Origin of the sequence: Synechococcus sp. PCC 7335 (genome assembly GCF_000155595.1) — a bacterium.
In the GTDB taxonomy this organism is placed as follows: Bacteria; Cyanobacteriota; Cyanobacteriia; order Phormidesmidales; family Phormidesmidaceae; genus Phormidesmis.
In genome coordinates this window covers 72767-85434 of record NZ_DS989904.1, presented here as the reverse complement: position 1 = coordinate 85434, position 12668 = coordinate 72767, and the positions used below count along the sequence as shown (strand labels likewise).

Below are 12668 nucleotides of genomic sequence, written 5' to 3'. Positions count from 1 at the left end.
TGAGTGTCTTTAGAGCTGAGCCTGTCTTTAGAGCCGAGCTTAGTAAAGACTATGAGGAGGCCATAGCAGAGCGATTAGGTCTAGCAAAAATCATCCGACCCGCTGAGGTTTGCAAAGCCCCGGTGACGACGACGACTAAATTGTCGCCAATGTACTCGTTACCTTCTTCAACAACAACCATGGTGCCATCATTCAAATAGCCAACGCCTTGTGAGGGTTCTTTCCCTTCCTTTAGCACTCGAATCTCAATATCATCTCCAGGTAGGTAGGTAGGACGGAGCGCCTTGGCCAGGTCGTTGATGTTCAATACACTCACCTGCTGGACGCTTGCGACTTTGTTTAGGTTGTAGTCTGTGGTCAGCAAGTCTGCCTTCATCTCTTGAGCTAGCTTGACCAGCTTGGCATCGACCGCATTAATGTCGTCATAGTCTGCTGGATCAACAATGACTCTATCGGGATAGTTCTTGCGAATGCGGTTGATGATGTCTAGGCCCCGTCTGCCCCTAGCTCGTTTTTGATCGCTAGCTGAGTCAGCAACTCTTTGTAGCTCTTGTAGGATAAATTGCGGTAGCAGTAGCTGACCCTCAATAAACCCAGTCTTGAGCAGATCTTCTATGCGGCCATCAATGATACTACTGGTATCTAGTACCTTGGACTTAGACGGTTTGAGGGTACCTTCAGAAATCAGCAGGGTCTCGTAGCTATTGGGATTGATCAGTCGGAAGAGGGCGCGACCGTTGGTTTCCGCTAGGCTCATGCCAGTGACGGCAAATATCAGACTACCCATGACCGCTGTAACGGGTTTGATAAAGCTAAACTTGACTGGAAAAGGTAGCAGAAAAAGCGGTGCTAGCATGAGGTTGGCAATGAGTAGCCCTACGACTAGGCCAACTGCCCTTGCTAGCAGTCGGTCCGGCGGCATTTCGGTAATCTGCCGCTCTATGCGGCGGTAGCTAGTCTGTACAATCAAGCCGATAGCAACGCCGACTAGCGCACCAAAGCCAGCAGTGACAGACTCTAGCCCTTCAATATTACTGACTTGATTGAGGGCTGAGTCGGGAAGAAGCTCGACGCTAAAAAAGCCGACGGCTGCCCCGGTAAGGATGAATGAAAATACAATGAGTGCGTCGAGCATAAGCTATGTATAAAACCGGATAGAAGTGTAGAGCCGTAAGGAAAAGCGCAACCCGCTTAAAAGCATTGCTGTGATTAGGATTACGGCCATTATAGGGGTTGATCTATCGTTCGCTGGTCTTCTCACTTTTTTTGTAACCTCTTGTGCATAGCAGCGCTATGGTGACCTCTGCCTATATCCATATTCCTTTTTGCCGTCGACGCTGCTTCTATTGCGATTTTGCCATCACGGTTATAGGCGAAAAGAAGCGGGGCGACACGTCTAACACGATGGCCACCTACACCAGAACGCTGCTAAAAGAGATTGCCGCAACCCCTATCTACGACAAAAGGCCGCTGAAAACGGTGTTTTTCGGCGGGGGAACGCCTTCGCTGCTGTCTGTAACACAGGTAGAAGAAATTCTGGCGGCGATCGCCCATAGATTTGGCATTGCACCAAACGCGGAGATCACGATGGAGATGGACCCGGCGACGTTTGACCTCGACCACATTCGAGGCTACAAATCAGCGGGCGTGAATCGAGTGAGTCTAGGCGTGCAAGCTTTCAAAGATGAACTGCTAGCGGCGGCAGGGCGGTTTCATCGGCGCGAAGATATCTTCCATGCGGTTGAGCTACTGCGGCAAGCTGGGATCGAGAACTTCAGCCTAGATTTGATCTTGGGGTTGCCCTATCAAGTCATGAAAGATTGGCAAGCGGCTTTAATAGAAGCGATCACACTGGGTCCAAAGCATCTCTCTATCTATGATCTGATCGTCGAACCCCAAACCGCTTTTAGTCGCTACTACATATCGGGACAAGCCCCTTTGCCTAGCGATCATCTCACCGTAGAGATGTACCGCGTTGCCCGTTCAGTTTTGAGCGCTAACGGCTATGAACACTACGAAATTTGTAACTATGCTAAGCCCAGCTACGCTAGCCAACACAATTTGACCTATTGGCGCTGCCAACAAAACTACGGGTTTGGGATGGGTGCGACTAGCTACTTGAACCACCAGCGCATCGATCGACCTCGAACTCAACAACGCTATCAAGTGTGGGTAGATGCATTTATTCAAAATGGCGGTAGAACAGCAGACCCTGTTATCGACCCAGAAGAGCAAGTGGTTGAATCAATTATGATGGGACTACGACTACCTGCGGGCATCGCTTTAGGGGGCGTTCATCAGATTTATGGAGAAAAGGGACTACAAGCGCTGGGTAAAGCGATCGCCCCTCATCTCCAAAACGGCTGGCTCACCATTAAATCCGCTTCAGTTGAATCTGCTTCAGTTGAATCCGCTTTATTAGATGATTCCAATGCAATCAAACTTAGGCCAACAGATCGTATACAGCTCAGCGATCCCGAAGGTTTCTTGATGTCTAATGTCGTGATTACCGATGCTTTTAACGCCCTTGAGGACGTTGCACATAGCGAGTAGCGAACCGAGGCTGCAATCGAGGGCGCCATTAATTGCTGATTAATAAAGACAATCACAACCTTAAAGTAGAAGCCGCCACTTTGCAGTAACATAGCCGTCTGTGTAAGTCCGAAATCTTCTAACAACTTCTATGCCCAAGGTACTCGTCTCCGATCCTATCGATCAGTCCGGACTGGATATTCTTTCCCAGGTTGCCACTGTCGATGTCAAAACAAAACTGCCCTTAGACGAACTGGTTGCCATCATTCCTGACTATGATGCGTTGATGATTCGCTCTGGAACCAAGGTGACTCAAGCTGTCATAGAAGCAGGTAAGAACCTGAAGATTATTGGTCGAGCAGGCGTCGGCGTCGATAACGTAGATGTTCCGGCGGCTACCCGTCGCGGTATTGTCGTTGTCAACTCTCCAGAAGGCAATACGATCGCCGCTGCTGAGCATGCGTTGGCGATGATGCTCTCGATGTCGCGTTTTATTCCAGCGGCTAATGAGTCGATGAAAGCCGGAGAGTGGAATCGTAAAGCCTTTACCGGCGTAGAAGTTTACAAAAAGAAGTTGGGTGTGGTGGGTCTAGGCAAAATTGGCTCCCACGTAGCCACGGTGGCTCGGGCAATGGGAATGAATCTGCTGGCGTTCGATCCGTATATCTCTAGCGATCGCGCTGAAGAACTAGGATGCCGCCTGGTCGAAATGGATTTACTGCTGAGCGAATCTGACTACATTACGCTGCACATTCCCAAAACACCAGATACAGCCAACTTAATCAACGCTGACTCTCTTGCTAAGATGAAGCCGTCTGCTCGTATCATTAACTGTGCTCGCGGGGGGATTATCGATGAGGCAGCCTTAGCACAAGCGCTGAACGATGGCGTAATTGCGGGGGCAGCTCTCGATGTGTATAGCGAAGAACCCCTAGGCGAGTCCCCGCTAAGGGCCGTTGGTAAACCTTTAGTACTCACACCTCACTTAGGGGCTTCCACCGCAGAGGCGCAGGTCAATGTCGCCGTCGATGTTGCCGAGCAAATTCGCGACGTTTTGCTAGAGCTGCCAGCTAGATCGGCGGTCAACATTCCAGGCTTGCGGCCCGACGTGTTAGAAAAGCTGCGTCCCTATTTGAATCTGGCCGAGACGCTTGGCAACTTTGTCGGTCAGCTAGCTGGCGGTCGAATTGAAGAACTGAATATCAAGCTGCAAGGTGAACTGGCTCAAAACGATACCAAACCGGTTGTCGTCGCTGCTCTTAAAGGACTGTTGTCTAATGCCCTGCAAGAGCGAGTGAACTATGTCAATGCTTCAATCGAGGCCAAAGAACGCGGAATTCGAGTGGTAGAAACTCGCGATACGACGGTAGAAGACTACACGGGCTCCTTGTATTTATCGGCAAAAGGATCTTTGGGTGAGCATTCGGTCACAGGCGTTTTGCTAGGTGGCAGTGAGGTTCGCATCATTGACATGGATGGCTTTCCTATCAACGTGCCGCCAACACAATACATGCTGTTTACATTGCACCGTGATATGCCAGGAATTATCGGCAAGATTGGCTCCTTGTTAGGCAGCTTCAATGTCAATATTGCCAGTATGCAGGTAGGCCGTAAGATTGTTCGAGGGGATGCAGTGATGGTGCTCAGCATTGACGATCCACTACCTGCTGGCATCCTAGAAGAGATTAAAAAGGAGCAGGGCATCCGTGACGCTTATGTAGTGGTGCTATAGGATGAGCCGAGCAGAATACGCTGGGCAGAATACGTAGGTACTTCTTGAATTTTCATGCCATTTCCCTCTAGCCAAACAGCTGCTCAGCCAAACAGCTTTGCACCTACCGATAACCAGTGGTGGGAAGTTGTTGTCGACTGTCCGCTCACACTTGAAGAGAGCGTTTACTGGTACTTTTCCCAGTTAGAAAGTAAAGGGACAGCCAGTCAGCAAGTGGGCACTCGCTGTGTGGTGAAAGCCTATTTGCTTTCGACTGAGTTCGAGCATGAAACGCTTGAAACGCTCCGGCAAACTATCCTCGATGACGAAGTGCAGATGGGCCTAGAGCCGACGACACAGGTGAGCTGGTCGCTGATTGCTGAAGAAGACTGGTCTAGCAGCTGGAAGGTTCATTGGCAGCCGGAGGAGGTGGGCGATCGCCTACTGATTAATCCAGCTTGGATGGAGCCGCCTGAGACAGATCGCACTATCTTGACGCTCGATCCAGGTAGTGCCTTTGGGACTGGGGCCCATGCCACTACTCAGCTATGCCTGAAGGCGCTAGAAGAACAGGCCGAACAAAAGCTAGCAAACGCGGTAATTGCTGATATTGGCTGCGGCTCGGGGATTTTGTCTATTGTCTCTTTGCTGTATGGTGCCAAGCAGGTATACGCAGCAGACGTAGATCCGCTGGCGATTAGGGCCTCTAGGGACAATGCCAACTTGAACGATATCGATCCAGAAGCATTACAAATTCGGCTAGGCAGCGTCGGCGAAGTCGTCGAGATGGCTGCAGGCCCCGTAGATGGAATTGTTTGCAATATCCTCTCAGAGATTATCGTTGGGCTAATCATTCCTCGCCTTAGCGAGCTGGCCAACGAGCACACCTGGGGCATTCTCTGCGGCATCTTGACCAGTAAAGCCGCCTGGGTGGAAGAGCATCTGACGGCACGCGGTTGGCAAGTCACAGGCACGACCTATCAAGACGAATGGTGCGCTATGACAATCGAACTGGCAAAGCCTAAGTCAACTACCCACGCTAAACCCTAGCGGGCTATAGCAGGGGCTTGGGGGGCTCATCCCTAAGTTAAACCGTTGACTACCGCACCGAGCCAATGTCTGTCACAGACTTCCGAATACTTCCCTCGTTCGGATTCACTCTAAGCCTAGAAGTCGCTAGGCGTTGCGTTATGGCAAGCCATGCTGACATTGGTGCGGGAAGGGACTTACACAGGGCTTCGGCGCTGGATTATATCAACTCACTGAGTACACTTATGCGTGTTCCCGTTGTAGATAAAAACCACCAACCTTTGATGCCCGCCAAACCCTCACGGGTGCGGCGCTGGCTAAAGGCAGGAAAAGCCGTCAAGCAATGGTCAGATGTTGGCGTGTTTTATGTGCAGCTAACTGGTGAGCCATCAGGCACCGAAACTCAATCGGTTGTAGTCGGCATCGACCCAGGCAAGAAATACTCTGGCATCGGCGTTCAGTCAGCTAAAGCTACCCTTTTGATGGCGCATCTGGTCTTGCCTTTTGAGACCGTCAGGAAGCGGATGGCGACTCGGGCGATGATGCGTCGGACTAGGCGAAGTAGACGAATTAATCGAAACGTTTTGTTTCAGTTCAGGAACCATCGTCAAAAGCGATTCGACAACCGCAAAAGCAAGAAGGTAGCGCCCTCTATTCGAGCGAACCGTCAACTTGAGTTACGAGTACTCAAAGAGCTGCAAGCTATCTTCCCAGTTTCTAAAGTTGTGTACGAGCTAGTCAAGGCGAAAGGCGACAATCGTTTTAGTCCGGTGATGGTCGGCCAGAACTGGATGCTCGAACAGATAGTAAACCGTTGCGAGTTAGTCACCAAGTTTGGCTACGACACCGCGAACCTGCGTCGCGCATTGGGCTTGTTCAAGTCTCAAAAGAAGTCTGACCAAACGCCTGAGACTCATGCAGTCGATGGGGTAGCGCTAGCCAGTTCAGAGTTTATTAGATACGAGTCGGTGCATTCGCTAAAGTCAGATGGGGCACTGTGGAAAGGGGCGGTTGCGATTACCCCTGCTGCTTTTTCTGTCATTCGCAGACCCCCTATTTCGCGGCGTCAGCTTCACCTGTTGCAGTTTCGCGAAGGCGGCATTCGCAGAGCCTATGGCGGCACGACTACCCGCCACGGGTTTCGTAAAGGTGATTTGGTACTGGCTGAAAAAGCGGGTCGGTCATTCGTTGGCTGGGTGTCTGGTGACACGGCTAAGCAAGTTTCTGTGAGCGACAGCAATTGGAAGCGGTTAGCTCAGTTCACGGCTAGCAAGGTTCAGCTAATGAAGCGAAGTACTGGGCTGCTGGCTTCGGGCGCATCCCGCGTCACTCAACCAGCTCTTTATCCCTCCGCACGCTAAGCCAGCAGCTATAGCGTGGGTCTCTCAAGGTAAAACAAGATGAACAGCACAAAGGATACACTGATCTTCTTAGCAAAAGTGCTCGTCTCGTCAGCAGCTCTGAGCGTATTGATCAAGTTTGGTGGGCCGCTGCTGCCAGTTGCTGGTTTGGCAGGTTCCGCGCTCAACTGGGTGGCGATCGCTCTGATCATCACCCCCGCTCTTACCGTAGCTATCTTTCTCTGGACAAGTGCACATCGTCGGAGCTGCTAACGCACCGACGTTTCAGATTGTTGCTCAAAGGCCGAGTAACCAGTAGATACTGAACTACACCTGCAGCCAACCAAACACATCGCCTGGTATCAGGTTAACGGCTGCTGCAGATTCAGGTGTAGGTAAGCCTTCTGTGAGGTCTTCAAATATACTCACTGACTTACCTAAGCCATAGGTGAATATCAAGGACTCTGCGGGGTCTATAATCCATCCCATTTCACACCCATAGTTAAGGCAGTGGATAACGTTACGAGTCACCCGTGTTCGACTCTGACTAGGTGAGAGAATCTCGATTGTCCAATCTGGCGGCAGATTGAATGAGTTTGAAACCTGTCCATCGAGATCACACGGAATGCGTTCTGACCAAAAACAGCAATATCTAAAACAGTTGAGCGGGCTCCAAAGGTACAGCGGAGTTCTGGAAACGCTTGAACTATCCCTGCGGGCGAATGGCAAGGGTCGAAGCAAAGTCTAGTTCCCGTTGGATGGCAACACGAACAAGATAATCATGAACAGGCACTTCTCATAACATTAAGCTCATTTCTGAACATTAAGATCATTTCCAAGATGAGATAAAGGTATCAATGCATACAGCTTACCCCTGAGTATCCGCCTAGTATTTCTACTATAAATGGACCAAGCTTGGCGTGGTTTAGTCCTACAAAGTAGTTTTTTCCCACTAGCGCAACATCTCTGAAGCCTTTTGATAGAGTGGCTTTTGTCAAGGTGCGCTAGTTGTCTTTGGCTAAAGGTAAACCTTGTAAGCTGGCTGTTCTTGAGAAAGACTCAGTAACCTCAATTTTGAGGCTCTCTGTTTCTTTTGCAGGTCATGTCATGTCTTCTACCCTCATTCGTGGTAAGCAAGTTATCTGCCGGGTGCTGAGTCGCACTGAAGCCGAAATTATCGAAGATGGTGCTATTTTTCAACAAGGTGGAAAAATAGTAGAGATAGGCTCGTATCAAGCGCTATCGGCTAAATACGAACCCGATCATATCCTGGGTTCGGCCAATCATATTGTGATGCCAGGTTTCGTGAACAGCCACCATCACGTGGGTTTGACCCCTTTTCAGCTAGGCTCGCTAGACTATCCACTAGAGCTTTGGTTCGCTAGTCGTCTGTCGGCACGGGACGTCGATTTCTATCTCGACACGATGTACTCAGCTTTTGAGATGATTGAGTCGGGGATTACCACCGTGCAGCATATTCATGGGTGGTTACCTGGGCCTGCGCCTCGCTGGTCGGAGATTTCGTCGAATGTGCTTCAGGCCTACGCTGATATTGGCATGAGAGTCTCTTACTGCTTTGGAGTACGAACGCAAAACCACTTTGTATATGAGTCAAATGACGAGTTTGTATCTAAGCTGCCGCCCAGTATCGCGGCGGACATGGAAGCCATTCTGAAGTCTCACGAGGTGCCGTTAGAAGATTATCTATGGTTCTTTGAGGCGCTGTGGAAAGCGTGGGAGAACAAAGCTGACAACCGAATCCGCTTACAGCTAGCCCCAGCGAATTTGCACTGGTGCGATGATCATGCGCTGACGACGCAAACAGAACGTGCGCATAAGTATGGCGTGGGCATGCATATGCACCTGCTAGAAACCCCTTATCAAATGGAATATGCCCATCGTCGTACGGGCACCTCAGCGGTAAAGCACCTCCACAAATTAGGCGTTTTGGGTCCGCACTTGACCCTGGGACATGGAGTGTGGCTCACCGAAGAGGACATTGACTTAATTGCTGAAACCGGGACGATGATTTGTCACAATGCCAGCTCTAATCTGCGTTTGCAAAGCGGCATTGCGCCGCTGAACGCGTATGCCCAGAAAGGCGTGACAGTGGGTATGGGTCTCGATGAAGCAGGCATCAATGACGACCGCAATATGCTGCAGGAAATGCGGTTGGTGCTGAAGCTACATCGAGTGCCAGGAATGGATTCTGTCGTGCCGACTTCGCCACAAGTGTTTCAGATGGCGACTGAAAATGGCGCAAAAACGACGCGGTTTGCTGATGAGGTAGGCGTGCTCGCCCCAGGTAAGGCCGCAGATTTGGTCGTGATGGACTGGGCACATCTGGCCTACCCCTACTTAGATGACACAATTTCTGTTTTAGATGCGGTGATTCACCGTAGCCGCCCTCGTGGAATTTCGGCAGTCATGGTGGCGGGGGAGGTGATTTTGCAAGATGGGAAGTTTACGCATGTAGATAAGGATGAGCTGCTAGCTGAGTTAGCTGAGCAACTTAGGGCTCCGCTAACACCTCAAGAATTAAGGCGGCGAGAGCTGGCCAAAGAAGTTTTTCCGTATGTGAAAAAGGTTTATGACGGCTGGTTGAATCCAAATGGGTATGAGTCTCATTACTGCACTAGCTGCCAAAACTATCACGCGCCTTAAAGTTTCAGCATTAAACAACAGTTTTCTACAGACAGTTTTCTACAGATATTGATCAAGGAGATTCATCATGTTTCAGTTTCGTACAGGTCGTCGCCGCTTTTTTAAGATGGGTATAGGGGCCGCCTTGACGCCTCCCTTATTGTCTTTCTTGAGTAGTTGCACTAGTAATGATACAGCTGCTTCTGGGGAACGGGAGGGACGCGAAATAAAGTTTGCACACGGCGCTGGGCTGTGTAATATGCCGCTGTTTTACTCAGCGGAACAAGCGCTGTTTGCTAAGTATGGCTTCAAAGGGACAGCGGCGCTAACCCCGATGCCTGCTGATGTGGCGGTGCAGTTGGCGACGGGGAAAGTAGAGATGGCGGTGATTCCATTCACCAATGCGATCGCAGCCTACGCCCAAGGTGCTTCCTTCCAAGTAGTTGCCGGTAGCGGAGTAGAAGGACTCATTGTGGTTGCCAAACCCGAGATCAAATCCTTTGCCGATCTCAAAGGTAAGAAAGTCGCTACCTTCCAAGCAGATACCCTAGATGTGATTGTGTATGACTACTTAAAGCAAGAAGGGCTGAGCTATGACGATGTGGAGATGGTATATCTGGGCGACTCCACCGAGTTACTTAATGCCTATGTAGCCGGTCAGGTCGATGCGGTGAGCCATATTGAACCCTATGCCACGAAGGCAAAAACAGAGACCAATGGCAACGTTTTGGGTAATGGTGTAGACATCTATGGGAGTGGCTATCCCGATTGTGTCTTAGCTGTACGTAACGAGATTATCGCTGAAGAACCCGAGATGGTAAAGGACGTGATTCGGGTGTTCTTTGAGGCTCAGTACGAGATTGAGAGTAACTTTGCTAAGGCCGCTGAGGTCACTATTGATAAGTACTACAAGACTGATATGGACAGCTTGCTGGCTTCTGCTCAAGCGCAGCCGCCAGGTGTTGATATTCGCGACAAACGTGACTTTATGTATAGTCGAGCTGAAAGTATGAGGGAGCTGAATTACATCAACACTGACTTAGACGACAATTTTGTTAATTTCTCTTTGTTGGAAGAAGTGATTGCCGAAAGTCCGGAGCTATGGGAGCAGGTGAAGGTAAAGGTGACAACATAGGTAACTCGAATAGTGAGGAACTCAATAGCGGGGACTGAATAATGGGGACTGAGAGATGACTGCTGATCGCGTGGCTGATGAGCCGATGAAAATACCTGTGACTATTCGGCCTAAAGCGAATGCGCGAAAGCACTGGCGGCGGCAGATAGCGATCTCAGTGATGTGGTGGTGCCTGTCATTGGCATTATTTATCGGTATTTGGGAGCTGGTAACAGCACTAGGCTGGACCAACACGTTAATTTTGCCGCCGCCCCATGAGTTTTTCGCTGAAATTAAAAATCAGGAACAGTTTTTAGCACCTCAAATTGGCGTGACACGCACGGGCGGTAATTTTGTGTTGTTGACTGCTGTGGTGGCGACGCTAAAGCGAGTGATGGCAGGAATTGTTCTAGGGTTTATTGCGGCTCTGGGCGTAGGCGGACTGGCTTGTTATTTTGATTTGTTTGGTAAGCTCACACTGCCGGTGATTACGCTGCTAGCCCCAATTGCTCCAATTGCTTGGATTCCGTTTGCGATTATGGCGTTTGGGATTGGCGATGGAGCGGCTATTTTTGTGGTGTTTATTGGCATTTTCTTTTTGCTTACGTTGGCAACAGTAAATGCGGTCAACAATGTAGATCAGCTGTATATCAATACAGCCAGGGTATTGGGTGCGACTCGCCGACAGGTAATGTTCAAGGTGGTGTTACCTGCGGTGATTCCTGATTTGTTCTTTATCTTGAGAATTAACTTTTTCGCGGCTTGGATGGCTGTACTTGCGGCTGAGATGGTGGGGGTAAATACGGGCTTAGGGGCAATCGTGATGGTAGGAAGGCAAATGTTTAATGCCAAGCTGATGTTTTTGGGAATGGCCGTGATTGGGGTAGTGGGCTACTTACTAGATGTGGTTTTTCGTCAGTTACAGCGGCGGGTGCTGTGGTGGAAAGGGTCATCGCAGATATAGGAGAATAAAGCATGAGTGAGATTGTTTGCGATCGCATCAGCAAGATTTGGAATCCTGATACCGCCGAGCCCAACCTGGCTATTGACGATATCAGCTTTTCGGTAGAGCCAGGAGAGTTTTTGGTCGTCATTGGCCCTAGTGGCTGCGGTAAAAGTACGCTGCTGAGCATGATTGCTGGGCTAGAGTCACCCACGTCGGGGTCTCTTTCATTTCGTGGTGAACTAGTTGACGGGCCTTCCACTCACCGATCGATGATTTTTCAGCAGGCGTCGCTGTTTCCCTGGCTATCGGTGATTGAGAACGTGTCTTTCGGGTTGAACTTACAGGGAATGGGGAAGCGCGATCGCCACAAGCGCGCCAAAGAATATCTACAACAGGTAGGGTTACTCAAATCGGCCCATCGCTATCCTCATCAGCTTTCTGGTGGTATGCAGCAGCGAGCCTGCATTGCCCGGGCTCTGTGCCTCGGAACCCAGGTGCTGCTAATGGATGAACCGTTTGCGGCCTTAGATGTGCAAACCCGTCATCAGATGCAGAAGTTCCTCTTGAAAATTTGGCAGGGGACGGGGAAAACGGTGGTGTTTGTAACGCACCATATTGATGAAGCCGTTTACTTAGCAGATCGCGTACTGATTTTGACGGCCAATCCTGGGCGAATGCTGGAGATGGTAACGGTAAACATGCCGCGCCCTCGCGACATGATGAGTGAGGATTTTGCCTACCATCGCAACTTGTTTGTGGATCGGTTGCGCTCGGAAGTCGTAAGGGCTTTTGAAGAGCAGGAATTGGCCGAGATGTTAGATACCCGGATTAAGTGAGGAGAGTTGCATAGGCTGATGACTCGTCGTTTTCCTTTTGTGCAAAATCTGAGCCGGTGGATAGGAGGCGGGCCGAGCAAAGCGGATCAAATGGATGATAAGCCTGCGATTGATATCTGGGCCTATGCTGAGCCTGCCGGAGAAGAACCTGACCCGTTAAAGCGTAATGTGTTGCAGTGGAGACGGTTAATTACGTCGGTACGAGAACCTTTAGAGATATTTCCAGGGCAGCCAGTAGATGTGACTGGCTTCGTATACCGAAGTTTTCCAGGTGCGCCTCAGCAATTTGTATTAGCACGCCAGGTGATTCGCTGTTGCCTGTCTGATACGGTTCCCCTAGGATTATCGATTCATACAGACACTGCCGATGATTTTGAAAATGACATATGGCTGAAGGTTCGAGGCACCTTTGGTACAGTGACGGTGCGTAATAAACCTGTACTCGTGGTCCTCCCTGATCAGATTGAAACAATCCCTGAACCCCAGAAAGTCTATATCAACGGCGTTTTTTGATACG

12 protein-coding genes are annotated in these 12668 nt (G+C 50.1%); 10 read left to right on the top strand and 2 right to left on the bottom strand.

What is annotated here, in order from left to right; all coding sequences use genetic code 11:
* Nucleotides 1-49: 49 nt before the first annotated feature.
* Nucleotides 50-1135, bottom strand: coding sequence for a PIN/TRAM domain-containing protein (locus tag S7335_RS00375; RefSeq protein ID WP_006455015.1), 1086 nt, complete (start codon nucleotides 1133-1135; stop codon nucleotides 50-52).
* Nucleotides 1136-1293: 158 nt separating this feature from the next.
* Between S7335_RS00375 and hemW the strand changes: the two genes are divergently transcribed.
* The 5 genes from hemW (at nucleotide 1294) to S7335_RS00350 (ending at nucleotide 6885) form a co-directional block, all read left to right on the top strand.
* Nucleotides 1294-2553 carry a radical SAM family heme chaperone HemW gene (hemW, locus tag S7335_RS00370; protein WP_006454587.1) on the top strand — a complete coding sequence of 420 codons (1260 nt, stop codon included), beginning with the start codon at nucleotides 1294-1296 and terminating at the stop codon, nucleotides 2551-2553.
* Between the two features lie 130 nt (nucleotides 2554-2683).
* Nucleotides 2684-4264 (top strand): phosphoglycerate dehydrogenase, encoded by a 1581-nt coding sequence (serA, locus tag S7335_RS00365; RefSeq protein ID WP_006454232.1) that lies wholly within the window; start codon nucleotides 2684-2686, stop codon nucleotides 4262-4264.
* Between the two features lie 54 nt (nucleotides 4265-4318).
* Nucleotides 4319-5293, top strand: a complete 975-nt coding sequence (gene prmA / locus S7335_RS00360) for a 50S ribosomal protein L11 methyltransferase (RefSeq protein ID WP_006453497.1) — start codon at nucleotides 4319-4321, stop codon at nucleotides 5291-5293.
* Nucleotides 5294-5517: 224 nt separating this feature from the next.
* Nucleotides 5518-6633 carry an RRXRR domain-containing protein gene (locus tag S7335_RS00355; RefSeq protein ID WP_006454983.1) on the top strand — a complete coding sequence of 372 codons (1116 nt, stop codon included), beginning with the start codon at nucleotides 5518-5520 and terminating at the stop codon, nucleotides 6631-6633.
* 39 nt (nucleotides 6634-6672) lie between these two features.
* Nucleotides 6673-6885 carry a hypothetical protein gene (locus S7335_RS00350; protein ID WP_006455330.1) on the top strand — a complete coding sequence of 71 codons (213 nt, stop codon included), beginning with the start codon at nucleotides 6673-6675 and terminating at the stop codon, nucleotides 6883-6885.
* Between the two features lie 54 nt (nucleotides 6886-6939).
* Here S7335_RS00350 and S7335_RS26525 read toward each other — a convergent pair whose 3' ends face one another.
* Entirely contained in the window at nucleotides 6940-7341 is a 402-nt protein-coding gene (locus S7335_RS26525; protein ID WP_071776893.1) for a Uma2 family endonuclease, read from the bottom strand.
* Nucleotides 7342-7719: 378 nt separating this feature from the next.
* Here S7335_RS26525 and S7335_RS00340 point away from each other — a divergent pair, with 378 nt between their 5' ends.
* The 5 genes from S7335_RS00340 (at nucleotide 7720) to S7335_RS00320 (ending at nucleotide 12664) form a co-directional block, all read left to right on the top strand.
* Nucleotides 7720-9276, top strand: coding sequence for an amidohydrolase family protein (locus S7335_RS00340; RefSeq protein ID WP_038016600.1), 1557 nt, complete (start codon nucleotides 7720-7722; stop codon nucleotides 9274-9276).
* A gap of 67 nt (nucleotides 9277-9343) precedes the next feature.
* Nucleotides 9344-10390 carry an ABC transporter substrate-binding protein gene (locus S7335_RS00335; RefSeq protein ID WP_006455554.1) on the top strand — a complete coding sequence of 349 codons (1047 nt, stop codon included), beginning with the start codon at nucleotides 9344-9346 and terminating at the stop codon, nucleotides 10388-10390.
* A gap of 55 nt (nucleotides 10391-10445) precedes the next feature.
* Nucleotides 10446-11333 (top strand): ABC transporter permease, encoded by an 888-nt coding sequence (locus S7335_RS00330; protein ID WP_006455651.1) that lies wholly within the window; start codon nucleotides 10446-10448, stop codon nucleotides 11331-11333.
* Between the two features lie 11 nt (nucleotides 11334-11344).
* Nucleotides 11345-12151, top strand: a complete 807-nt coding sequence (locus tag S7335_RS00325; RefSeq protein ID WP_006453990.1) for an ABC transporter ATP-binding protein — start codon at nucleotides 11345-11347, stop codon at nucleotides 12149-12151.
* 18 nt (nucleotides 12152-12169) lie between these two features.
* A complete protein-coding gene (locus S7335_RS00320; RefSeq protein WP_038015311.1) occupies nucleotides 12170-12664 on the top strand; it encodes a TIGR03943 family protein in 495 nt (164 codons plus the stop codon).
* Nucleotides 12665-12668 lie beyond the last annotated feature (4 nt).

Coding starts and splice junctions, on each gene's coding strand:
- S7335_RS00320 (WP_038015311.1), top strand. CDS start 12,170: ATGACTCGTCGTTTTCCTTTTGTGCAAAATCTGAGCCGGTGGATAGGA.
- S7335_RS00355 (WP_006454983.1), top strand. CDS start 5,518: ATGCGTGTTCCCGTTGTAGATAAAAACCACCAACCTTTGATGCCCGCC.
- S7335_RS00330 (WP_006455651.1), top strand. CDS start 10,446: ATGACTGCTGATCGCGTGGCTGATGAGCCGATGAAAATACCTGTGACT.
- hemW (WP_006454587.1), top strand. CDS start 1,294: ATGGTGACCTCTGCCTATATCCATATTCCTTTTTGCCGTCGACGCTGC.
- prmA (WP_006453497.1), top strand. CDS start 4,319: ATGCCATTTCCCTCTAGCCAAACAGCTGCTCAGCCAAACAGCTTTGCA.
- S7335_RS00375 (WP_006455015.1), bottom strand. CDS start 1,135: ATGCTCGACGCACTCATTGTATTTTCATTCATCCTTACCGGGGCAGCC.
- S7335_RS00350 (WP_006455330.1), top strand. CDS start 6,673: ATGAACAGCACAAAGGATACACTGATCTTCTTAGCAAAAGTGCTCGTC.
- S7335_RS00325 (WP_006453990.1), top strand. CDS start 11,345: ATGAGTGAGATTGTTTGCGATCGCATCAGCAAGATTTGGAATCCTGAT.
- serA (WP_006454232.1), top strand. CDS start 2,684: ATGCCCAAGGTACTCGTCTCCGATCCTATCGATCAGTCCGGACTGGAT.
- S7335_RS00340 (WP_038016600.1), top strand. CDS start 7,720: ATGTCTTCTACCCTCATTCGTGGTAAGCAAGTTATCTGCCGGGTGCTG.
- S7335_RS00335 (WP_006455554.1), top strand. CDS start 9,344: ATGTTTCAGTTTCGTACAGGTCGTCGCCGCTTTTTTAAGATGGGTATA.